The following is a 23006-nucleotide window of genomic DNA, read 5'->3' as shown; positions in this document are numbered from 1 at the left end:
GCGGCGCGGGAGCCGGCCCGGGCGTAGACGCCGAGGGAGTGCACGTCGTAGGTGCGGGCGATGAAGCGGCCGCCTTCATCGACTGGCTCTACTCCCCGGCCGGCGTCTACGCGAACAGCAGCCAGACCATGGGTGCCGCCGGCCCCCAGGGCCTGACCTGGGAGCTCAACGACGACGGGAAGCCGGAGCTCACCGACTTCGGACGCGAGGCCCTCCTCGCCGGTGGCGCCACCGTGCCCGATGAATGGGGCGGCGGCTCGTACATCGACGGCACCTCCTGGCTGAACGTCACGACCGTGCTGGGCAACGACGAGGATCCGGAGACGGGCTACCCCTACAACTACAAGATGTGGGAGACCTACCAGGCGTCGGTCGCCAACCCGCTGACCGAAGACTGGGCGGCGAAGATGGGTGGCGCCTCCACGACGATGGAGTATCTGCAGGACAACGACATGCTCCTGGTCGGCACGGGCGCCAGCTATGTCGCGCCCGAAGACTCCTCCGAGGTCGAGACGATCCGCAACCAGGTCAAGGCCGTCATCGTGGAGAACTCCTGGAAGATGGCCTTCGCCGCGGACCAGGCCGAGTTCGACTCCCTGCTGAAGACCATGCAGGACACCGCAGAGGGCCTGGGCTACCAGACCGTCCTCGACGTCGACATGGCCAATGCGAAGGAGCAGAACACCCAGCGCGAGGCGATCGCCGCAGAGTTCGGCTGACCGCAGCGGTGCCCGGCAGCGGGACACCACCCGGAAGCGGGACACATGCCCGCGCACCTCGATCCCGGCGTCCGGTCCGGATGCCGCTCGAGATGCGCGACAGGCCGGCCGCGGCCGGGCGGTGGGCTCCTCCCCATGGCCGGGCCGCGGCCGGGTTCCAGTGCGACCTTCCAGCAGTTCTGCGTCAGTCAGAGCAGCTGGAAGGTCGCACTGGACGGTGCGGTGCGGTGCGGTGCGGTGCTGTGCTTTGGCGGCCCTTTGCGGCGCGGCGTTGTGCGGCGCGGCGTTGTGCGACGTTGTACGTGTACGTGTACGTGTACGTGTACGTGTACGTGTACGTGTACGTGTGCGTGTGCGTGGGCGGGGCGCAGTGCAGACCACAGCGCGCAGAGCCCCCGGCGGTCAGGGGCGGGTGGTCGCGCGCGGGACGAAGGTGGGGCTGAGCAGCCGCGAGTGCGCGGGCACGTCGTGAGCGCTGAGCCGCTCGACGGCCATGGCGACCGAGGTGCGGCCGATCGACGGGATCGGCAGGTCCACGGCGGAGACCTCCCATGGGCCGTTCATCGCGACATCCGCCGGGGCGATCGCGACGACCTGCACCTCGTCCGGGTAGGCGATCCCGGCGCCGGAGATGGCGCGCCCCAGCATGGCCAGCGCGGGCTCATGGTGCACGACGAGCCCGTCGAACCGGGCGCCCGCGAGGATCTGCTCCTGCACGAAGGCGGTGATGGCCTCGGGGGTGGCGGGAACCTCGATGACCTCGCTGTCGAGACCGAGCTCGGCGCAGGCCATCGTGTATCCCAGGCGGGCGCGACGGGCGTAGGTCGGCACGGGCCCGTCGGGACCGGCCGACGGCGGCTTGAGCAGGGCGATCCGGGAGGCGCCCCGGCTGTGCAGCTCGCGGACGGCGAGCATCGCCCCGGCCAGGAAGTCGAAGTCCACGCAGGCCAGGCCGCCGGCGTTCTGTGGGTTGCCGATGAGCACCACCGGGCTGTGGAGCCTGGCGAGGGAGGGGATGCGCTCGTCGTCCTCGACGAGGTCCATGACGATGAGAGCATCGACCTTGCCCTCCTCGACGATCCGCAGCGTGCGGGCGCGGTCCTCGGCGGTGACCAGCAGGACGTCGTAGTCCTCCTCGTGGGCGGCGCTCAGGATCGAGCCGACGAACTCCATGATCACGTGATCGTCGACGTCGGGCCGTTGGGGCACGGCCAGGCCCAGCAGGGAGGTGCGCTTCAGGGCCAGGGCGCGCGCGCTCGCGGTGGGGTGGTACTGGAGCTTCTCGATCGCGGCGTCGATGCGGGTGCGCGTGGACTCCGAGATCGGACGCTTCCCGCTGAGGGCATAGCTCACCGTGCTCAGCGAGACTCCGGCTTCCTGGGCGATATCGGTCATCGTGGCCATCTGCGTTCCTGTCCGCCGCGCCGCCGTGAGGACCGGTGGGCTGTGCCTGCTCGACTGCTGCGGAGGTGCTCCGCGTCGCCTCTATTGTCTCGTGGCCGATGCGGAAAGGGGACCGTATCGACGAAGAATCACAGAAGCGCTTCGACGGGCGGCCGAGGGCATGAGAGGAGGAGTCGCGAGGCCGGAGTGGGTCGCGGATCCAGGAGGAGAGGGCCGGGCAGGTCAGATCCTCGCGAGGATCGCGTCGGCGAAGGTTTCCGTGACCTCGGGGACCAGAGGCAGGTTGAACAGCGGCTCGAAGAGCTCGGCCTCGAGCAGCACGAGTCCGTGCTCCGCGGAGTCCACGGTGTCGATGCGCCCGTAGAGCGGCGTGGACAGGCCGGTGACCTGGGAGATCGCGGACAGCGTGTGTTCAGCGAAGGCCTTCTCCTGCGCTGTGGCCTCCACGACCACAGGCCGCTCCTGATAAACGCCTCCGCGCAGCCCGCCGTCCTCGGCGAGCAGGGCGCCCTTGGAGATCGCATGGGTGAAGTGCCCGTCGACCGCGTAGAGCGCCTTCTCGTGCCCTGCGGACAGCTCGGGCACCTCGGGCTGCAGCATCGCGACGCCCCCGGACGTCAGGATCTGCTGGGCGAGGGCCAGCGCGGCGGGGTCCGTGGCCGAGAACAGGCCGACGAGCTGGGACCCTGCGCCGACGGTCGGCTTCACGACCACGCTCGCGGCCCGGCTCGCGAACTCCTCGAGGGCCCGCGAGAAGGAGTCGATCTCCCGGTGATAGGTCGCCGGGATGACCGCCACTCCTGCCCCCTCGAGCTGCGCGAGATACCGCTTGTCCATGTTCCAGCGCACCAGGTCGGGCTCGTTGAGCACTTGGCTGCTCGACGCGGCGAGGTCCAGCCAGCGCGCGAACTCCTCAGGATGGAGGGCGTAGTCCCACGGGCTGCGGATCACGAGCAGGTCGAAGGACGCCCAGTCGACATCCCTGCTGCGCCACGGGGTCATCTCCACCTGGACCCCGCGCCGGGTCAGCGCCTCCACGAGCGGCACCGCATCGAGGGAGGTGTCGGTCTCGATGCCGGCGGGCTGCGGATGGGCGACGACGATGCCGATACGGGTCATGGGACCGAGCGTAGTGGGGTGGGCGGCAGTCGCCAGGACGCGGCATCGGCCATCGGATCACCGCCGCCCGCGCACCTGCTGACGCGACGTGAGCACGTAGGTCGCCAGCGTCCATCCCGGGAGCGCCGCGGTCAGCTCGCGATCCCCGCTCCGCACGGTGATCGTCCGAGCGGGCGCGTTGTTGTGGAGCACGACGACCACGGACTCGTCGGGACGTCGGCAGGCGACGTTCGGGAGATCCTCGGAAGCGGTCGAGGTGAGGACCGGTGACCCCGCAGGGATGAACCGGCTCAGGTGCGCCATCACGTACAGCTCGGCGTTCGGGGTGAGGTCGCCGGTGGCCTCGTCGAGCTGGAACAGACCGGTGCCGTTGGTGAAGGTCGCGGGCCCCGGTCCGCCGTCCTGATCGAGGACCAGGTTGAAGAGGATGACTCCGCGGTGATGGTGGCGCAGTGCCGGCAGGAACAGCTCGTTGGACATCCACCAGATCCCGTCGGCGAAATCGGCGTCGTAGGGCTTGGACGGATCCTGGGTCCCGCTCTGTTCGGTGAACCAGATCGGTGCGCTCGGATGCGCGTCATGCAGCGGGTCGACCGCGCTCGCGGCCCCGGCGTAGGCGTGGAAGGCGGACCCGACCCTGGCGGCATCCCCGTCGATGTCGACGCCACGGCGAGCGAGGTCGTCGAGCACATCCGAGGGGTAGTCGACCCGGTCCCAGTTGTGGTCATAGCTCAGGACCTTCGTCTCGAGCCCGCGCCGGTCGAGCTCGTCCAGCAGTCGCGCGATGATGTCGGCCTGGGCCTGGGGTGTCATCCCCATGCACGGGTACTGCGCGGTCTCGTGGAGGGGTTCGTTCTGCACGGTGAGCGCGTCCACGGTGAGGCCCGGGACCGCCTGTTCGTACTCCTCCGCGGTGCGCGCCAGGTACTCGGCCCAGAGCTGTCGCGTCTCCTCGTCGTCGTGGAGCCGGCCACCGACGAGGGACCCGCTGGTCTTCATCCAGGCCGGGGCGGACCACGGGGACATGACCACGGTGAGCGGGCCGGCGATGTCGACGATCTCGCGCAGCACCGGTAGGATCGTGTCCTCGTCGCGAGCGATGGAGAAGTGCGCCAGCGGGTCGTTCTCCGGCCCTTCCTGATCGGCAAGGGTGTAGTAGGTGGAATCGCCGGAAGCGGGGGCGAAGTCGCTGGTCCCGATGGGGATCCGGAGCGCTGTGAGCCGGAGCGGACCGGTCGGGGAGAACATCTCCCGCAGGAGCGCGAGCCGTCGAGCCGACGGCATCCGCAGCAGCAGCCAGGCCGCCGAGTGGGTCAGGGCCGGGCCGAATCCCTCGAGGGGGTGATGCTCCTCGTCGGGCTTCACCTCGATCGTCGCCTCGACCGTCGATCCGGCGTCGGCCGGCGAGGTCGCCACCTGCTCCCAGACGAGCTCGCGCTCGCCGTGCGTGGCGACGACTCCTCCGCTGCGATCGACGCGGTGGTGCTGCGGGAGCATTCCCATCCAGTCGTCGCCTCGACCGGATCGAGGTGTGCTGGCGGCAGGGTTCCCTGAGGGGTTTCCGGCGGGGGATCCGCCGTTCGAGCGGGCGGGGTCCGTGGGGGTCCCGGCCGCTGCGGCGGCCCCGGCGAAGGGGAGCGTCGCCGAGGAGACGCCGAGGGCGGCGATGACCGTCCGGCGGGAAGGGGAACTGGGCATGGGGAGACCTTTCTCAGGGCGTGCCGCCGCGGCTCTGCGACGACTGTTTCACTGCACGTCCAGGTCAGCGGCACGGTTCGGGGGAGCAAGGTGCGCTGTCGGGGGTGGAGTGGCGCCGACAGTAGCCCTGTGCCGGGATGGATGGACACCCCGCCGGGAGCTCTCGACCCCGCCGGAGACGACCTCCGCGCTGCGCAGTTCGCGCGCGCGAGGAGCCCCGGATCCCGTTACGTGATCGTGATGAGGTGCGCCTCAGCCGCTGCCGACGGCCCGGTATATGCTCCTCGACATTAACGTCTAACGACCGTTAGGCGTTTGGCCGTACCGCGGCCCCGACCTCAAGGGAGAGCGTCATGACCCAGGTTCCGTCCCGCCAGTTCCGCCCCTCGCGCCGTGCCACCTTCGGCCTCGGTGCCACAGCCGTCGCCCTCACCGGCCTGGCCGCCTGCGGGTCCTCGGGCGGTGCGGGCTCCGGTGGTTTCGAGGAACAGGACGTCGCGCTGCCCACCTACGTCGAGCCGCCCGTTCCCGACGGCGGCATCGCCTCTGAGGTGGAGGGCATGCCGATGATCTTCACTGCGCCGATCGCGGAGTACTTCACCTCCGTCGAAGAACCCCCGGGCGGCGGCGAGGACCTCACCACCTTCCAGGTCCTCTGGGGCGCACCTCCGCGGCCGCGGGACAAGAACGACTACTGGCAGAAGCTCGAGGAGCGTCTGAACGTCACGTTCACGCCGACCCTCACCGCGGCCGACGGCTACAACGACAAGTTCTCCACCACGATCGCCTCCGGGTCCGTCCCGGATCTCTCGTTCGTGCAGGACACCGACGCGATCGGCCAGCGAGCCCTCTCCGACGGCGCCTTCGCGGATCTCTCCGAGGTGCTCTCCGGGGACAACGTCCTGGCGTGGCCGAACCTCGCCAACGTCTCCACGAACGCCTGGAAGGTCTCCTCCAAGAACGGCCACATCTACGGCGTCCCCAACGAGAATCCGTTCCTCACGAACTTCCCCCTTGTCCGTGCAGACCTGATGCGCCTCGCCGGCCATGAGTCGATGGGTTCGACTGCCGAGGAATGGCTGCAGGTCATGACCGACATCGCCGGTCTCGGGCAGGCGCACGGCAAGAAGTTCTGGGGAATGGCCACCATCGCCGGGAACGAGCAGGCCATGTTCGAGTGGATGTTCCGTGCGGGCACCACCTGGCAGCTCGACGACTCCGGCAAGGTCACCAATGTGCTCATGACCGACGCCTTCGAGCAGGTCATGGAGTTCGAGAAGAAGCTCTGGGACGCCGGCGTCGTCCACCCCGACGGCATCGGGGGTGAGCTCGGCGACCTCTTCACCACCGGCCAGCTGGCCCTGACCATCGACTCGTTCAACGGCTTCTTCGGGAATCCGATCATCGGGCAGGTCGTGGACTCGACCCCGGAGGCCGAGCCCGAGTTCTTCGTCCCGCCGGCGTTCGACGGGGGCGACATCGTCATCCAGCGCGACGACGGCTACTGGGGCATCGTCGCGATCTCCGCAGAAGCCGCGGAGGACGAGAAGCGACTGCAGGAGCTGCTGGGCGTCATCAACTACTGGCGCGCCCCCTTCGGCTCCGAGGAGGCACTGTTCATCGGCTCCGGCACCGAAGGCGTCAACTACGAGTTCGGCCCGGACCACGAGGTCGTCGGGCTCGGGGACGAGCAGGCCGATGCCGACCGCGCCGCGCTGCAGTGGCTCGGTGCCTTCAACTCACCGATCTACTCGATCAAGGCGACGCTCAGCGACTATGTCGACAACTTCAAGACCACCATGGAGCAGCTGGTCTCCTCGACGGTCCCCAACCCGGTGGCCGGCATCGTCGCGCCGAGCGCAGCGACCCTCAACGCGAAACTCGACACGCTCAACGAGGACTACCGCAACGGGTTCATCACCGGCCGTCGCCCGCTGAGCGAGCTCCAGGCGTACCGCGACGCCTGGCTGAGCGGCGGCGGACAGACCCTGTGCGACGAGTTCACCGAAGCGCTCGACAAGGCATCCTGATCGATGTCAGTCACCTCGCCGACCGGAGCGCGATCGAAGATCCGCGAGAAGGGCGCGCACGGTACGCCGCGTCACCGCAGCCATGTCCACAGAGCCCGGCTCCAGCAGGAACTGGTACTGCACACCGTCCATCACGGCGACGATCGCTGCGGCGGTCTCGAGCACGTCGTCCTCGGAGACCGACGGGTCGGCCACAGCGGTCAGCAGGGCGTCGCGCACGGGGGCTCGCAGTCCGCGGAAACGGTCGCGGAAGTAGTTCTGCGCCGGATGCCCTTCGGTGATCGATTCGCCGAGCAGCACCGCGTAGAGCTGTGTCAGACCGCTGTCGCGGGAGTTGGACTCCGCCGTCTCCCCGAGGTGGTCCAGCAGCGCCTGGCCGCCCTCGTCGAACGACGTCGTCCCGTCGTGGCGCGAGATCTCGTCGCGGTGGCCGAGGAGCTCCGTGAGCAGGGATTCCTTGTTGCGGAAGTGGTGCAGCAGGCTCGGCGCGGAGATCCCCACGTCCTCCGCGATCGCCGCCAGGGTCGCTCCGGCATAACCGTGCTTCCCGATGGTGCGCGCAGCCGATTCGAGGATCTCCGTGCGCCGCAGCGCGGAGCGGCGGGCTCGCGGTCCCAGGGGGACGGCGGTCGGATCCGTGGAGGTGCTGGACATGGAGCGCACACTAGCGCCTCGATCAGGGTCTCCCGGGCGGAGGCTCAGCGATGAGCGCGACCGCGTACTACCGCCGGGAGGGGCAGTCGATCGTCGCCCCGGACGGCGCACCGGAGTTCCGTCGCGGTATGGGCCTGGGAGGCTGGCTGCTGCCCGAGGGCTACATGTGGGACCTCCCGGCGCCGGTCGATTCCCCGCGTCGGATGGAGCAGTTCGTCCTGGAGCTCATCGGCCCTGAGCGGGCCGCGCGGTTCTGGAGCGAATACCGTCGTCGATTCATCACGGCCGAGGACATCGCGCTGATCGCCGCGGCCGGCTTCGACCACGTGCGACTGCCGATCAACGCCCGGATCATGTTCGACGGCACCGACCTGATCGACGAGGGCATCGCCCTCGTGGACCGCACCGTCGACTGGTGCCGGGACGAGGGGATCAGCTGCGTGCTGGACCTGCATGGCGCACCGGGCGGGCAGACCGGCGAGAACATCGACGACTCCCCGCACCGTCGGCCGGAGCTGTTCACCGATCCGGCCGCCTACGAGGAGGGGCTGAGGCTGTGGGGTCTGCTGGCCAGCCGGTACGCCGACGAGCCCGTCGTCGCGGCGTACGACGTGCTCAACGAGCCCCTGCCCGAGAAGCACGAGGCCCTCGTGCCGAAGCTCGCGGAGTTCTACCGCGACGTCGTGGCCGAGATCCGCGCGGTCGACCCGAACCACCTGCTGTCGATCGAGGGCTGGAACTGGGCGACCCGTTTCGACGGCATCGATCAGCTGTGGGACCCGAACTCCTGCCTCCATTTCCACAAGTACTGGTCGGAGCCGAGCACCGACAGCATCCGTTCGATGCTCGACCTGCGTGAACGCCTGGACCTGCCGCTGTGGATGGGGGAGAGCGGTGAGAACGATGACCAGTGGTACACCGAGGCTTTCGGCCTGTTCGAGCAGCACGGCATCCCCTGGACCTTCTGGACCTGGAAGAAAGTCGATCGCCCCACGTCACCGCTGATCATCACCCGTCCCGATCGCTGGGACGAGGTCGTGCGCTGTGCGGCCGGGACGGGGCCGGCACCTCAGGACGCCGACGAGATCTTCGACCAGCTCCTCGAGCTGCTGCCCGCCGCTCGGTGCGCCGTGCGGCGGGCAGCTCTGGCTGCACTGCCGGGGATCTCCGCCCCGGCGGCCGACCTGCCCGACATCCGTCGCTCCGGCACCCATCGCGACATCCCTCAGGACCATCAGGAAGGACAGATCCGATTAGCATCGGAGCACGGGTCTCCGAGGACGCGGTGATCGCCCAGGCGGTCGTCGACATCCCCGTCGAGACCCCGCAGAGCCCCCGCCGTGACCGGCCGAGCCAGACAGGGACCGCCGTCAGGAGGAAGTCCCGCTGGCAACGGATGAAACGCGAATGGCAGATGTATGTGTTCATCGTGCCCGGCGTGCTGTTCTTCCTGCTGTTCGCCTACGTCCCCCTGGCCGGCAACGTGGTCGCGTTCCAGGACTTCTCGGCCTTCCGAGGCATCTTCGGCTCGCAATGGGTCGGACTGCAGAACTTCGCCCACCTCTTCACCGACGACGAAGTCATGCGTGCTCTCGCGAACACGGTGATCATCTCGTTCCTGCAGATCGCCTTCGCCTTCCCGGCGCCGATCATCCTGGCGCTGTTCCTGAACTCCCTTCTGGGCGAAGGCATCAAGCGCGTCATCCAGACCGTCGTGTACCTTCCCCACTTCATCTCGTGGGTGATCGTCATCGCGATCTGGCAGAAGATCCTCGGCGGGGCGGGCCCGATCGCCCAGCTCTTCGAGCAGATCGGGATCCACGGCGTGAACATCATGACCAATCCCGAGACCTTCAAGATTCTCGTGGTCAGCCAGGTCATCTGGAAGGACATCGGCTGGGGCACGATCATCTTCTTCGCCGCCATCTCCGCGATCCCCACGGAGCTCTACGAGTCCGCGGCGACCGACGGGGCGGGGTCCTGGCGCCGCATGTGGCACATCACCCTGCCGGGCCTCGTCCCCGTCATCTCCCTGTTGCTCATCCTCACCGTCGGCAATGTGCTGACCGTCGGGTTCGAACAGCTCCTGCTGCAGCAGCCCGCCGTCGGCGCCAACGCGGCGCAGGTCCTGGACACCTTCGTCTACTTCCGCGGCATCGCGGGCGGGGACTGGGGCTTATCTGCTGCAGCAGGCCTGCTCAAGGGCGTCATCGCCACTGTCCTCGTCCTCTTCGCGAACCGCATCGCGAAGCGCCTCGGAACCGGAGGGATCTTCTGATGGCTGTCCTCGACCAGATCGACCAGATCGACCAGATCGACGAGCCCGCACGCGATCATCGGCCCCGTGACGGGGGCCGGCGCCGCACCACGGGCCGCCCGCCATGGATGGGCACACCCTCGCCCACCACGCGCGCCCTGAAGGTCGTGGTCATCGCGATGATCGGGGTGGTGATGCTCTACCCGTTCCTGTACGTCATCATGTTCTCCTTCGCGGATGCGGGCTCCGTGACCTCCGGGCAGCTGATCCCCACCTCGTTCTCGACGGTCGCGTACGAGTCGATCTTCGCCGGCGGGGTGGTGACTCGTTCGCTGCTGGTGACTGCAGGAGTCACGCTCGTCGGCACCACGCTGTCGTTGTTCTTCACCGCGATGCTCGCCTACGGGCTCACCCGGACCCGGGACGTGCCCTTCGCCAAGGGCGCGATGGTTCTCGTGCTGTGCACGATGTTCTTCGGCGCCGGGATCATTCCCAACTACCTGCTGATCAAACAGCTGGGGCTGCTCGACAGCTACTGGGCGCTCATCCTCCCGGGCCTGATCAGCGCGTTCAACATGATCGTCATGCGGAACTTCTTCATGGAGCTCCCGCAGGAGCTGCTCGAGTCCTCGCGGATCGACGGGGCCAGCGAGTTCCGCATCTTCTTCTCGATCGTGCTCCCGCTGTCCAAGGCCGTCCTCGCCGTGATCGCGCTGTTCTATGCCGTCGGGTACTGGAACTCGTTCTTCAACGCCCTGCTGTACATCAACGACACCACGAAATGGCCGATCCAGCTGGTGCTGAACCAGTACGTGGTGCAGGGCAGCGCACTGTCCGATCTGCAGGCTCCGGACCGCCCCGCTCCGCCCGCGCAGACCGTCCAGATGGCGATCGTCGTGGTCGCCACCATCCCGATCCTCCTCGTCTACCCGTTCGCCCAGCGCTTCTTCACCAAGGGTGTGCTGACCGGGGCGATCAAGGGCTGACCCGCGCCGAGGTGACCCCCCAGCGGTCACGCAGTCACCGCTCGAATGCATGTTCATGCGGAACTGCGGTCATGTGATGCGGGACGCAGTTTTGTCGGACAATCCTTTTGGTGCTCTGACCTGCGCAACGTGACATCCCAGTGACTTCCCAGGTGGCGGGGTGTGCATAAGTGTGCGACTCTTCCCAAGGTCCTATGTGTGGTTGTGACGTGCAGGACCGAGTCCCGAGAGGACTCGGGTCCCGCCGCGGCCGTTGTGGTTCACATCCTCGGAGCAGATGCGTGGCATCGCCCGGGTCGATGTCGGACGGCCACCACCACGGGGCTGCTTGCCGGTCGGCCCGACGTGGGGAACCACCCTGGACTCAGCGCCACAGCGCGCGTCGTGGAGGACCGGACGAACGAGAGACCGGTCTGTCTGCGACGAAAGGAAGTCCTGTGCCACCTGAGTCACCGGGGGAGATCTCCCAGCTCGGCATCATCGGCGTGATCCTCCTCCTGCTGCTCTTCTACGGCGGCACGATGTGGATGTCGGTCGCGATCTCCCGCAAGAAGGAGAACGCCGACGACTACATGACCGCAGGCAACCGCATCGGCTTCGGGGTCTCCGCGGCGTCGATGACTGCGACCTGGATCTGGGCGTCCTCGATGTACGCCTCGGTGACGGCCGGCTACACGTACGGCGTCTCCGGCCCCATCCACTACGGGCTATGGGGCGCCCTGATGATCCTGTTCATCTACCCCTTCGGCAAGCGGATCCGGAAGGTCGCGCCCAAGGCGCACACGCTGGCCGAGGTCATGTACGCCCGGCACGGCCGCTCCTCGCAGCTGATGCTGGCCGGCTCCAACGTGCTCGGCTCGGTCATCTCGCTGACCTCGAACTTCATCGCGGGTGGCGCGATCATCGCGATGCTGTCCCCGCTCAGCTTCGGCACCGGCATCGTGATCATCGCCGCCGGCGTGCTGCTCTACACCCTGTGGTCGGGCTTCCGCGCCTCGGTGCTGACGGACTTCGCGCAGGTCATGGCGATGCTCGGCGCGGCCGTCATCATCATCCCGGCGGTGTTCTTCGTCGTCGGCGGCCCGCAGATGTTCGCCGACGGCGTCGCCGCCGGCCACGTCACCCCGCAGCAGGAGAGCTTCTTCTCCTCCGAGGCGTTCATGAACCAGGGCGCCCCGTACATCGCCGCGGTGCTCGCCTATGCGATCGGCAACCAGACCATCGCGCAGCGTCTGTTCGCCGTGCGCGAGGACCTCATCAAGCCCACCTTCATCACCGCGACCATCGGCTACGGCGCGACCGTGATCGGTATCGGCATGCTCGGCGTGCTGGCGCTCTACCTGGGCGTCGAGCCCATGGGCGGGGACGTCAACAACCTGCTGCCGCAGATGGTCGGCACCTACCTGCCGGTGGGCCTCGTGGCTCTCGCGTTCATCATGATCATCGGCTCACTGTCCTCCACCGCGGACTCGGACCTGTCGGCCCTGAGCTCGATCGTCATGACCGACATCTACGGCCAGTCCGTCGGGCGCAAGAAGGTGGACCCGAAGTTCATGCTGCTGATCGGCCGGATCACGATGATCGTGGCGACCGCTGCGGCCCTGTTCTTCGCCACCGCGAGGTTCAACATCCTGGACCTGCTGGTCTTCGTCGGCGCCCTGTGGGGCTGCCTGGTGTTCCCGGTCATCGCCTCCTTCTACTGGAAGAAGGTCACCAACAAGGCGTTCACCGTCTCGGTCATCGTCGCGCTCGTGGTGTTCCTGCCGGTGCGCTTCACGCTCATCCCGCTCACCGGGGCGTGGGGGTACGCCGTCGAGGCGCTCGCGATCCTCGGCGTCGGCGTGGTGCTGGGGATCATGGCGTTCGGCTTCTTCGGACTGCGCCCCGCTCTGATCATCGGCATCGTGGCGACCGTCGCGGTCCTGCCGTTCGGCTTCGGCTACCTGCGTGACTACGAGACGCTGACCGGCTCGCTCGTCGCCTACTCGGTCTCGTTCCTGGTCTGCTACCTGATGAGCGTCAGGTCCTCGCAGAACTTCGATTTCGCGGTGATCGGCAAGATCACCGGCGACTTCGACGACGAGGACGACGCCGACCAGCCCTCCGGGGCGGAGGGCAATCCTCCGGCCGACGAGATCCCTGCCCCGGCCGGACGCTGACCGACCATCCGCGCGGCGGAGCCCCACGCCCCGCCGCACCCTGAGAGAGGAGAGCCCTATGACTGCTCTGCTGACCGTTTATGTGCTCATGTGGCCCGTGCTGGTGTTCGGCGTCCTGTTCGCGATCGCGCGCGGCTTCGCCAAGGATGTCAAGGAAGCCCGCGCCGAGGGGCGCCCGGTCATCTGACCGACGGCCCCATCGCACGTGCAGCGCCCGTCGGCCCCGGAGAGGGCCGACGGGCGCTGCACGTCTGCGTGCGTGCGCTGCGACGGCGGCGACGGTGCGGGGAGGGCGCGGGCTCAGTTCCCGACGCCGCTGTGGGCGTAGGCGTCCTTGAGGATCTGCAGCGACCCCATGGCCTCGGCGGGGCCGATCCAGAACGGCTCGGGGGCGTCGAGCGAGGCGTAGAAGTCGCGGATCAGCTCCTCGTGGGAGACGCCCCAGTAGGAGCGCCCACCGGCGGTGGCGACCTTGTCGGAGAAGGTGTCCACGCGGCCGTCGGCCCAGCGGACGGTCAGGCCGCCGCCGCGCCCCGAGCGCACCTCGAGGTAGGCGTTCTCGGTCTCGACCTCGAACTCCACGGGTCGGGCGACGGGCGCCGTGAGGGTCGCGTAGAACGTGGTGGTGATGCCGGAGGCATGGTGCAGCACGAGATCCGCGGTGTCCTCGACCTCGGTGACCCCCGCGAACTTCTTCTGCGAGACGAGGCCCTCGGTGCGCTCGACCGGGCCGAGCAGCCACTGCACGAGGTCCAGGGTGTGGATCGCCTGGTTGATGAGCAGGCCGCCGCCGGCGGTCTCCCAGCGCCCGCGCCACGGCTTGGCGGCGTAGTACTCCGCGGTGCGGCTCCACACCACCGAGGCCCACGCCCCGCGCACCTCGCCCAGCTCGCCGCTGCCCAGCAGGCGTGCGAGCTCCCGGCTGGCGCGGTTGTAGCGGTTCTGGAAGCAGATGCCGATCTTCGCGGCCCCCTGGCCGCCGTCGGCCCGAGGGACGGTGGGGGTGCGTCCTGCGGTGGCGGACCCGAGCGCCTCCACCAGGCGCGTGCCCTCGGCCAGGGTGTGGGCGAGCGGCTTCTCCTGGAGCACGTGGACGCCGCGCCCGAGAGCGGCCAGCGACGGGCCGACGTGCTGGTCGTGCGGGGTCGTCACATGCACGGCGTCCGGTCCCAGGGCGTCGATCAGCTCCTCGACGCCGGCGAAGGTCGGCAGGCCGGTCGCGGCCGCGGCGCGCTCGCGGGCGGCGGGATCGGTGTCGGCGATGCCGACGAGCTCCAGGCCGTCGATCGCCCCGATCGCCCCGACATGGACGACGGACACGTCGCCGTACCCGACCAGTCCGATACTCCTGTCGCGCTGAGCCATGAGCTGGGCCTCCTCGCCGCTCCGATGCGGCACGTGGGTGGGAATCCGGATGGGAATCGTGCTCCCATCCTGGTCTGTCCGGGCCGTACGCGGTAGGGGTTGCCGCGCGGTGCCTGCGGAGGGGGAGTGCTGGTCGATGGGGAGTTCTCCCCGAGCCATCCTCCCCATCGCAGATCCCGGGCCGACGGGAGAGGATCAGCGGTGACGACGGGCCGATGCGGTGCCCGTCCCTGACGAGAACGAGGAACTCCGATGACTGCGAAGGACGCACAGCCCCTGCTCCCCGAGCCGACCACCAGCCTCCGGGACATCCCGGCTGCGCTGTACACCGGGCTGGCCATCGGGGTGCTCGGCTTCGTCGTCTCCATCTCCAGCACCGCGACCACCACCGTCAACGGGGTCCAGACCACCTGCTCCTACCAGGACTACGGCGCGATGATCGCCGCTGCGGTGTGCCTCGTGTGCGCCGTCGCCGGCATCGTCCAGCGCCGGAAGCATCCGTACCAGTACCCCGTCAAGCAGTGGATCGTGATCGCGCTGGCCGGCGTTCTGACCGCGCTCGCCGTGGTCCACGCCCTGCGCGGCCTCGCCGTGATCGGGGGCCCGTGCTGAGCACGGAACCCCGGGGCGAGAGGCTCTGAGGCGACGGAGCCGACGAGACAGAGCTGTGGCGACGGAACCCTGCACAGCGCAGGGTTCCGTCGCCTCGGTGCTGTCTGCTCTGCCGGCCCCATCTGCTGGTCACGGCGGGTCAGGCCGTGGCGCGGATCAGGGGACGATCCAGCCGGCGGCGCGGAACAGCTCGTACCACTCCGGCCGGGTCAGCGGGATCTCGGACCCGGCGGCGGAGTCCGTGACGCGCTGCGGGGTGGTGGTGCCGAGCACCACCTGCATCTGCGCCGGGTGACGCGTGATCCACGCGGTCGCGATCGCCTCGGGGGCGACGTCGTACTTCGCGGCGAGGCGGTCGATGACCGTGTTGAGCTCCGCGTGCTCCGGGTTGCCCAGGAACACGCCGTCGAAGAACCCGGCCTGGAACGGCGACCAGGCCTGCACGGTGATGTCGTGCAGGCGGCAGTAGTCCAGGATCCCGCCGCCGTCGCGGACGATCGCCTGGTCGGTGCCCTGCATGTTCGCCGAGACGCCCTGCGCGATGAACGTGGAGTGCGTGATCGACAGCTGCAGCTGATTGGCGACGATCGGCTGGTTCAGGTGCTTGGCGAGCAGATCGATCTGGCGAGGGGTGTGGTTGGAGACGCCGAAGCTGCGCACCTTGCCGCTCGCATGCAGCTCGTCGAAGGCACGGGCGACCTCCTCGGGCTCGACCAGTGCGTCGGGACGGTGCAGCAGGAGGATGTCGATGTAGTCGGTCTGCAGCGCCTTCAGCGACCCCTCGACGGACTCGATCAGATGCTCGTAGGAGTAGTCGAAGTACGGGCCGGAGGGCACGATGCCAGCCTTGGTCTGGAGCGTGACCTGGTCCCGCTCCGACGAGCTGAGCTGCATCGCCTCGGCGAAACGAGCCTCGCACTGGTGCAGCTCGCCGCCGTAGACGTCGGCGTGATCGAGGAAATCGATGCCGGCGTCGCGAGCGGTGCGCACCAGGGTGCGGATCTCGTCGTCGGACTTCTCGGAGATGCGCATCAGCCCCAGCACCACGTTGGGTGCGGAGATATCGGTGTGCGGCATGGCGATGTGCTTCATGAAGTGACCTCACGGGGCAGGGGACCGGCGGCGTCGCCAGGGGCAGCGGCGCCGGGAGAGAGCCTATGCCCGCTGGCCGCCGCCGTACATGGCATTTCGTGAGCGTTCCCGACCCGCGGGATGCAGGTGCGCCGCGAGGCGGTTCCTCCCTAGGATCGACACGGTGACCACGCCCTTCCCCACCTCCCACGTTCCGCCCACCTCGCCGCGGCGGGCGAAGGCGGGCGCGCGGATCACCTTGACGCTCGCCTCGCTCGCGATGCTCGGCCCGTTCACCATCGACACGGTGTTCCCTGCTTTCACCAGGATCGGCGCGGAGTTCGGCGGGGACGAGGTCGCCCTGCAGCAGCTGGTCTCGGCCTATCTCGCGGCGTTCGCGGTCATGTCGATCTTCCACGGCCCGCTCTCCGACGCTCTGGGCCGGAAGAAGGTCATGATCGGTGGCCTTGTCATCTACCTGATCGGCATGTTCGGCTGCGTGCTCGCCCCCAGCATGGGCACCCTGATCCTGCTGCGCGTGCTGCAGGGGATGAGCGCGGGCGCCGCCACGATCGTCTCCCGCGTGGTCATCCGCGACATGTTCTCGGGATCCGAGGCGCAGCGGCTGATGGCCCAGGTCATGATGATCTTCTCGGTCGCACCCGCGGTCGCCCCGATCTTCGGGGGCTGGCTCCTGCTGCTGGGGGACTGGCGGTGGGTGTTCGCCGGGGTCGGCGTCTACGCGCTGCTCGTCCTGGTCCTCACCGTGCGGCTGCCCGAGACGCTCCCGCCCGAGGCCCGCACCCCGCTGCGCGTCCGCTCGCTGCTGGGCTCCCTCGCCCATGTGGCCCGTTCACCGGTGATGCTGCGTGTCGCCGCGGCCTCCGCCTTCGGGTTCGCCGCCCAGTTCCTGTTCATCGCCGGGGCGTCGATCGTGGTGGTGCGGCTGCTGGGGCTCGGCGAGCGGGACTTCTGGGTGCTGTTCATCCCGCTGATCATCGGCATGCTCTCCGGGGCCTGGGTGGTGGGCCGGGTCGCCGACCTCATGGACCGCAGCAGACTGATCACCTTCGGGTTCGTCGGCACCGTCGTCACCACCATCGTGAACCTGGTGCTGGTCTCCTTCGCGCCGGAGTTCACCGGCGGCCTGAGCTGGGGCCTGCTGCTCGCCGTCATCGGACCGATGCTCATCGCGTTCACGGTCGCCCTGCTGTTCGCGCCGATCCAGCTCGAGGTGCTGGACCTGTTCCCGCACGAGCGCGGCGCCGCGGCCTCACTGGGCACCTTCTTCGGCCTGGTCCTCAACGCCCTGCTCGCCGGGTTGATCGCGCCGCTGGTCACCACGGGCCTCGTGGCGCTCGGTCTCACGTCCCTCGCCTTCGCCCTGCTCGGCGGCGGGTTCTGGGCCTGGCACCTCCGGGCCACCCGCCAGCGGGTCGCCGTCTGACAGCACGGCCCTCGCTGCGTGGCCCGGGCCACCACGGCGATCAATCCTTCGGTTGATCCCCAGGTCAGCCCGGAAATCTAAAGTCGAAGACATGAACAAGCTCCTCAACACCGCCTTCGCGTACATCATCCTCGGCCTCGCCTCCGGACTCTTCTACCGCGAGTTCACCAAGGCCACCGACAACCTCGGCACCCACACCCAGCTCAACACCCTCCACACCCACCTGCTCGTCCTGGGCATGGTCATGTTCCTCGTGGTCCTCGCCCTGGATGCGGTGTTCTCCCTCAGCGGCCGCCGCTCCTTCTCGGTCTTCTACTGGACCTACAACGTGGGCCTCGTGGTGACCGTGGCGATGCAGGCCGTGCGCGGCTTCCTCACCCTCGACGGTCAGGATCCCGCCACCACCAGCGCCGCCATCCCCGGCATCGCGGGCCTCGGCCACATGCTCCTGACCGTCGGCCTCGTGGCCCTGTTCATCGCCGTGCGCGCCGGCATCAAGGACCGCACCGCAGCCCTCGAGAAGAACACCGTCACCGCCTGACCTCTCTCGAGAGCGCACCCGCTGGCGCCTGGTGTGCAGGGACCGCCCTATACGGGTTGCCTGCACACCAGGCGCCATTGGTTGCATGGGCCAGTGGATGCGTAGGAAAGGGCAGCGAGGGCGCGACTGGCGCCATGTGTGCAGGCTCCGCCCTCTACGGGCTGCTTGTACGCCAGGCGCCAGTGGATGCGTGGAGACGGGCTGCTTGTACGCCAGGTGCCAGTGGATGCGTGGAGACGGGCTGCTTGTACGCCAGGTGCCAGTGGATGCGTGGAGACGGGCTGCTTGTACGCCAGAGGTGCCGGTGGATACGCAGAGGCGGCAGCAGGCGCACGAACAGCACGCCCCGAGACCGCATCCCGAGACCGCATCCCGAGCCAGCACCCCGGGCCAGCTCCCCGGGACCTCACCCCGGGCCAGCAGGGCTCCTGCCTGTTCCAGCACCTGACCAGAGACCCTGCACAGAGGCCCTGCACGGACATCCCGCACAGAGGTCGTGCACAGGCGTTCTGCACAGCGGATTCACCCGCAGTCCTCCCAGCGCTGACCGTCCGCCGGGTAGAGTCCGAAGGACCCGCACCGCATCGCCCGGCCCGTCACGATCGGGTGCCCGGATGCGCGGGATGGACCGACCCCGACGACGACGACGGAGGCCTTCATGACCAGCCCTGCCAGCACCTCGACCGCCCCAGACCGCAACCTCGCCCTCGAACTGGTCCGTGTGACCGAGGCGGCCGCCATCGCCGGCGCCCGCTGGGTGGGGGCGGGGGACAAGAACCGGGCCGACGGCGCGGCCGTCGATGCCATGCGCACCTTCATGGACACCGTGCGGATGAACGGCACCGTCGTGATCGGCGAGGGCGAGAAGGACGAAGCGCCCATGCTGTTCAACGGCGAGAGCGTCGGGGACGGCACCGGCCCCGACGTGGACGTCGCGGTCGACCCGATCGACGGCACCCGCCTCACCGCGCTCGGCTACAACAACGCGCTCGCCGTGTTCGCCGTCGCCGAGAAGGGGAGCATGTACGACCCGTCGGCCGTGTTCTACATGGAGAAGATGGTGGTGGGCCCCGAGGCCGCCGACTACGTCGACCTGCGCCTGCCGGTCGCGCAGAACATCACCCTGGTCGCGAAGGCCCTGGACAAGCCGGTCAGCCAGGTCACCGTGTGCGTGCTCGAGCGGCCGCGCCACGAGCCCCTGGTGCAGGAGATCCGTGACGCCGGCGCACGCGTCAAGTTCATCATGGACGGCGACGTCGCCGGAGCGATCGCGGCCGCGCGCGGCGCCGGGGTGGACATGCTGCTGGGCACCGGCGGGACCCCCGAGGGGATCATCGCCGCGTGCGCCGTGAAGGCCACCGGAGGGATGATCCAGGGCCGGCTCGCCCCGATCGACGACGCCGAACGGCAGAAGGCGATCGACGCCGGGCATGACCTGGACCGGGTGCTCACCACATCGGACCTGGTCACCACCGACAACTGCTACTTCGCAGCGACCGGCATCACCGATGGCGACCTGCTGAAGGGCGTGCGTTACCAGCGCGATCACCTGATCACGGAGTCGATCGTGATGCGGGCCCAGTCCGGCACCGTGCGCATCGTCGAGGCGGAGCACCGCGCCGAGAAGTGGGGCCGCTGGATCTCGGAGTGAAAGGGTCCGCCCGCCTGCCCGAGGGTCGCAGCGTGACCACCGGGCAGGCCGGTTCCCGCCGGTCCGCGACGGGCGAAGACGGCTGACTTCGTTCTGTGACACGCACTGCAGTAGCAGTCAAGCTGACCATAACCACCCCTAAGGTGACCGTATGGCCTCCCCCGTTGAAGACATCCGCGTCGCCGTCGACCTCATCGTCCTGACCCTGCGGGCGGACGCCCTCAACGTTCTGCTGGTCCAGCGCGAGGACGACCCCCACCGGGGCGCCTGGGCGCTCCCGGGTGGATTCATCGAGCTCGAGGAGGACCTCGACGACGCCGCCTACCGCGTGCTCGCCGACGAGGCCTCGCTGGGCAGCAGCGCCGTGCACCTCGAGCAGGTCCGCACCTTCGGCACCCCGCATCGCGACCCCCGCGCCCGCGTCATCTCCGTGGCCTTCATGGCCCTCGGCGCGGATCTCCCGGATCCTCAGCGCGGCGACGACGTGGCCGACGCCCGCTGGTGGGCCATCGAGGAGCTGGCCGACATCGACCTCGCCTTCGACCACGCCGAGGTGCTCGCGTGCTCCATCGAGCGCGCTCGCGCCAAGCTCGAGTACACGACGCTCGCCGTGACCTTCCTGCCCGAGGATTTCACCATCTCCCAGCTGCGCGGGGTCTACGAGAGCGTGTGGGGCACCACCCTGGACGCCGGCAACTTCCATCGCAAGGCCACCCGCACCGAGGGCTTCCTGCTCGAGCTCGACAAGCACGCCGCCCCCACCGGCGGCCGCCCCGCACGTCTGTACTCCGCAGGCCCCGGCACCTCTCTGGTGCCGCCCCTGCTGCGCGCGGGGGAGTGAACCGGCGTCCCCTGCTGCGCGCGGGGGAGTGAACGGCGGTGGGCCGCGATCGCCTCCGGGTGATCGCTCCGGGGTGAGCACCCCGGGGGCCGACGCCGCAGACCATGGCAGGATCGACCCGTGACCCTCGACGCCGCCCTCACGCACCCCGACCCGCGCAAGACCGCGATCGCCGCTGCCTTCGCGGCCCGTCGGGAGGACGTGCTCACCGTCGCGCGGGCGATCCACGCCGACCCCGAGACCGCCTTCACCGAGCAGCATGCCCATGACCGCTGCGCGGACCTGCTGGAGGGCGCCGGGTTCACGGTCGAGCGCGGCGTGGCCGAGCTGCCCACCGCCTTCCGCGCCACCCTCGGCGCCGGCTCCCTCGTCGCAGCGCTGTGCGTGGAATACGACGCCCTGCCGGAGATCGGCCACGGCTGCGGGCACAACCTCATCGCCGGCGCCTCCCTCGGTGCCGCCCTCGCCCTGGCCGACGTCGTCGACCAGCTGGACGTGACGCTGCTGGTCATCGGCACACCGGCCGAGGAGCATGGCGGCGGGAAGCAGCTGCTGATCGATCGCGGCGTGTTCGACGGAGTGCACCTCGCACTCATGTCCCACCCCACCCCGCACACGGACACCTATGACGTGCTGGGCTCGACGAGCCAGGCCGTCGGCCGCTGGCGCGCCACCTACACGGGCCGCGGGGCGCACGCCGCCGCGAACCCGACCGACGGGATCAACGCGAACGACGCCGCCGTGGTCGCCCAGGTCGCCGCCGGTCTGCTGCGCCAGCGGGTCAAGGACGGCCAGCGCCTGGCCCTGGTGCCCCAGCAGGGCGGGGTCACCAACATCGTGCCGGAGACCGCCGTGGTCGACTTCGAGTGCCGGGCGCTGACGATGCCCGAGTTCGAGCAGCTGCGCACCCAGCTCGTCGCCTGCTTCGAGGCCGGGGCCGTGGCCACCGGATGCACGCTGGAGATCGAGGCCTCCGAACCCCTCTACGAACCGCTCCAGCAGGACGAGGTGCTCGGCATCTCCTGGAACGAGGCGATGGCCGCCCTGGGTCGCCCGCTCGCCGGATCGCTCGGCGTCATGGCCGCCTCCACCGACATGGGCAACGTGTCCCAGCGGGTGCCGGGCCTGCACCCCTTCGTGGGCATCACCGGGGCGGGCGGCGCCCTGCACACCCGCGAGTTCGCCGCGCACGCCGCGAGCGAGGAGGGTTACCTCCTCCTGGATGACTGCGCGGTCGCGATGGCCTGGGTGATCCAGGACGTCGCCACCAGCCACACCCGACGCACGCTGGTGATCGAGCGGGCGGCCCAGCTCGCGGCGGAGCACCAGGGGCGTTCCGCCGTGCCCCGCAGTTCCGGGCCCCGCAGTTCCCTGCCCCGCGACTCCGAGCCGCTCAACGCCCCTCGCTGAGCCCCTCGAGGAACTCCAGCTGGCGGCGCCTGTGCTGCCACTGCCCGTGCTCATGCCCGTCGAACGGGTAGGTGCGCAGGGACTTCCCGGCACCGGCGTAGGCCTGGTAGGCGGCCAGCACTCCTGCCGGTGGGCACACCGGGTCCAGCATGCCGACCGCGAACAGGGCGGGGGCCTGCGCCCGGGAGGCGAAGTGCACGCCGTCGAAGAACGACAGCGTCCGCAGCACGGTCTCCTCGTCCCCGCGCCTGGTGCGCAGGTAGTCGCGGATCTGGGTGAACGGTCCGTCGGAGGCGGTCTCCACCGAGCGCGGGATGTCGCACAGCAGCGGCACCTCCACCAGGGCGCCGGAGATGTCCTCGCGCAGCGCCGCGGCGGCCAGGGCGGTCGCCCCTCCCTGGCTGCCGCCGGAGACGACGAGCGGTCCGGCCCCCGAGCCCTGCCGGGCACGCACGGCATCGACCGCGCACACGGCATCGGTGAACAGGCGGCGGTAGTAGTACGTCTCCGGCTGCTGGATCCCCGAGGTCATGCGGCCCACGATCTGCGGACCGCTGCCCACGGGGTCCGGGGTGTCGCCCGGCGAGGCGGGGCCGGTCTGCCCGCGGTTGTCCATCACGAACGTCGACCAGCCGGAGCTCGGCAGCAGCGTCCACTGCTCGGGGATCCCGCGGCCGGTGTTGTTCCCGAGGAACTGGACCACGGTCCCGCGCGAGCCGCCGTGCGCGGGGGCCAGCATCCACCCCTTCACGGGATGCCCGTCGAACCCGGAGAAGGTCACGTCCCAGACGTCGATGCTGCGCAACGGGGACTCCGTCGGCTCGAAGCGAGCGGCCTCGCGGCCCGAGTGCTCGGCGAGGGTGGTCCGCCAGAACTCGTCGAAGCCGTCGGGCCCGAAGCGGTCGGGCTCGGTGCCGTCGGACCCGGTATCGAACGGTCCGGTCCCGGCCGGGTGGCCCGGACGGCAGGGGCGTTCCGGGGGCTCGCGCGTCGGCTCGGTGGGTGTCGCCATCGCTCCACGATAGAACTGCACAGAATGTGC

Annotated in this window: 20 protein-coding genes; 13 read left to right on the top strand and 7 right to left on the bottom strand. The window is 69.3% G+C overall.

The genetic code is table 11. The annotated features are described in order from the left end of the window. Positions 1 to 38 precede the first annotated feature (38 nt). Positions 39 to 719: a hypothetical protein gene (locus tag ACT3UL_RS06655; RefSeq protein ID WP_444577334.1), complete on the top strand. Its 681-nt coding sequence runs from the start codon at positions 39 to 41 to the stop codon at positions 717 to 719. Between the two features lie 402 nt (positions 720 to 1121). On the opposite strand, the gene ACT3UL_RS06650 is transcribed toward ACT3UL_RS06655, so the two are convergent. From ACT3UL_RS06650 to ACT3UL_RS06640, 3 genes are all read right to left on the bottom strand, one after another. Further along, the gene (locus tag ACT3UL_RS06650) at positions 1122 to 2123 is read right to left on the bottom strand and encodes a LacI family DNA-binding transcriptional regulator (RefSeq protein ID WP_443415707.1); all 1002 of its coding nucleotides are present in this window, start codon (positions 2121 to 2123) and stop codon (positions 1122 to 1124) included. Positions 2124 to 2345: 222 nt separating this feature from the next. Beyond that, the gene (locus ACT3UL_RS06645; RefSeq protein ID WP_444577333.1) at positions 2346 to 3242 is read right to left on the bottom strand and encodes an ATP-grasp domain-containing protein; all 897 of its coding nucleotides are present in this window, start codon (positions 3240 to 3242) and stop codon (positions 2346 to 2348) included. Between the two features lie 57 nt (positions 3243 to 3299). Beyond that, entirely contained in the window at positions 3300 to 4940 is a 1641-nt protein-coding gene (locus ACT3UL_RS06640) for a glycoside hydrolase family 30 protein (protein ID WP_444577332.1), read from the bottom strand. Positions 4941 to 5293: 353 nt separating this feature from the next. Here ACT3UL_RS06640 and ACT3UL_RS06635 point away from each other — a divergent pair, with 353 nt between their 5' ends. Next, the gene (locus ACT3UL_RS06635; protein WP_441461948.1) at positions 5294 to 6970 is read left to right on the top strand and encodes an extracellular solute-binding protein; all 1677 of its coding nucleotides are present in this window, start codon (positions 5294 to 5296) and stop codon (positions 6968 to 6970) included. Positions 6971 to 6976: 6 nt separating this feature from the next. On the opposite strand, the gene ACT3UL_RS06630 is transcribed toward ACT3UL_RS06635, so the two are convergent. After that, positions 6977 to 7624 carry a TetR/AcrR family transcriptional regulator gene (locus ACT3UL_RS06630; protein WP_444577331.1) on the bottom strand — a complete coding sequence of 216 codons (648 nt, stop codon included), beginning with the start codon at positions 7622 to 7624 and terminating at the stop codon, positions 6977 to 6979. 50 nt (positions 7625 to 7674) lie between these two features. On the opposite strand from ACT3UL_RS06630, the gene ACT3UL_RS06625 reads away from it, so the two are divergent. The 5 genes from ACT3UL_RS06625 to ACT3UL_RS06605 all read left to right on the top strand — a co-directional run bounded on the left by ACT3UL_RS06625 (position 7675) and on the right by ACT3UL_RS06605 (position 13213). Next, positions 7675 to 8913, top strand: a complete 1239-nt coding sequence (locus tag ACT3UL_RS06625; protein ID WP_444577330.1) for a glycoside hydrolase family 5 protein — start codon at positions 7675 to 7677, stop codon at positions 8911 to 8913. Next, positions 8910 to 9902 (top strand): ABC transporter permease, encoded by a 993-nt coding sequence (locus ACT3UL_RS06620; RefSeq protein ID WP_444577329.1) that lies wholly within the window; start codon positions 8910 to 8912, stop codon positions 9900 to 9902. The genes ACT3UL_RS06625 and ACT3UL_RS06620 overlap by 4 nt, the downstream gene beginning before the upstream one ends. Beyond that, entirely contained in the window at positions 9902 to 10867 is a 966-nt protein-coding gene (locus tag ACT3UL_RS06615; protein WP_441461954.1) for a carbohydrate ABC transporter permease, read from the top strand. The genes ACT3UL_RS06620 and ACT3UL_RS06615 overlap by 1 nt, the downstream gene beginning before the upstream one ends. A gap of 521 nt (positions 10868 to 11388) precedes the next feature. Further along, a complete protein-coding gene (locus tag ACT3UL_RS06610) occupies positions 11389 to 13026 on the top strand; it encodes a sodium:solute symporter family protein (RefSeq protein WP_444577527.1) in 1638 nt (545 codons plus the stop codon). A 58-nt stretch (positions 13027 to 13084) separates the two neighbouring features. Then, positions 13085 to 13213 carry a putative transporter small subunit gene (locus ACT3UL_RS06605; RefSeq protein WP_444577328.1) on the top strand — a complete coding sequence of 43 codons (129 nt, stop codon included), beginning with the start codon at positions 13085 to 13087 and terminating at the stop codon, positions 13211 to 13213. A 113-nt stretch (positions 13214 to 13326) separates the two neighbouring features. On the opposite strand, the gene ACT3UL_RS06600 is transcribed toward ACT3UL_RS06605, so the two are convergent. Further along, the gene (locus ACT3UL_RS06600) at positions 13327 to 14391 is read right to left on the bottom strand and encodes a Gfo/Idh/MocA family protein (protein WP_444577327.1); all 1065 of its coding nucleotides are present in this window, start codon (positions 14389 to 14391) and stop codon (positions 13327 to 13329) included. Positions 14392 to 14643: 252 nt separating this feature from the next. Between ACT3UL_RS06600 and ACT3UL_RS06595 the strand changes: the two genes are divergently transcribed. After that, entirely contained in the window at positions 14644 to 15003 is a 360-nt protein-coding gene (locus ACT3UL_RS06595) for a hypothetical protein (protein ID WP_444577326.1), read from the top strand. 156 nt (positions 15004 to 15159) lie between these two features. Here ACT3UL_RS06595 and ACT3UL_RS06590 read toward each other — a convergent pair whose 3' ends face one another. Next, positions 15160 to 16095: an aldo/keto reductase gene (locus ACT3UL_RS06590; protein WP_444577325.1), complete on the bottom strand. Its 936-nt coding sequence runs from the start codon at positions 16093 to 16095 to the stop codon at positions 15160 to 15162. A 163-nt stretch (positions 16096 to 16258) separates the two neighbouring features. Between ACT3UL_RS06590 and ACT3UL_RS06585 the strand changes: the two genes are divergently transcribed. The 5 genes from ACT3UL_RS06585 (at position 16259) to ACT3UL_RS06565 (ending at position 21964) form a co-directional block, all read left to right on the top strand. Continuing rightward, positions 16259 to 17521, top strand: a complete 1263-nt coding sequence (locus ACT3UL_RS06585; protein WP_444577324.1) for an MFS transporter — start codon at positions 16259 to 16261, stop codon at positions 17519 to 17521. 91 nt (positions 17522 to 17612) lie between these two features. Beyond that, positions 17613 to 18062: a DUF2871 domain-containing protein gene (locus ACT3UL_RS06580; RefSeq protein ID WP_444577323.1), complete on the top strand. Its 450-nt coding sequence runs from the start codon at positions 17613 to 17615 to the stop codon at positions 18060 to 18062. A 658-nt stretch (positions 18063 to 18720) separates the two neighbouring features. Continuing rightward, the gene (gene glpX, locus ACT3UL_RS06575; RefSeq protein ID WP_444577322.1) at positions 18721 to 19713 is read left to right on the top strand and encodes a class II fructose-bisphosphatase; all 993 of its coding nucleotides are present in this window, start codon (positions 18721 to 18723) and stop codon (positions 19711 to 19713) included. Positions 19714 to 19864: 151 nt separating this feature from the next. Next, entirely contained in the window at positions 19865 to 20554 is a 690-nt protein-coding gene (locus ACT3UL_RS06570; RefSeq protein WP_444577321.1) for an NUDIX hydrolase, read from the top strand. 120 nt (positions 20555 to 20674) lie between these two features. Beyond that, entirely contained in the window at positions 20675 to 21964 is a 1290-nt protein-coding gene (locus ACT3UL_RS06565) for an amidohydrolase (RefSeq protein ID WP_444577320.1), read from the top strand. Here the strand turns inward: ACT3UL_RS06565 and ACT3UL_RS06560 are convergent. Beyond that, complete coding sequence (locus ACT3UL_RS06560) at positions 21948 to 22976, bottom strand: acetylxylan esterase (RefSeq protein WP_444577319.1); 1029 nt, start codon at positions 22974 to 22976, stop codon at positions 21948 to 21950. The genes ACT3UL_RS06565 and ACT3UL_RS06560 overlap by 17 nt on opposite strands. Between the last annotated feature and the right edge of the window lie 30 nt (positions 22977 to 23006).

The sequence above is a fragment of the Brachybacterium sp. 107 genome, assembly GCF_052379725.1.
Taxonomy (GTDB): domain Bacteria; phylum Actinomycetota; class Actinomycetes; order Actinomycetales; family Dermabacteraceae; genus Brachybacterium.
This window is presented reverse-complemented; position numbering and strand designations above follow the sequence as displayed.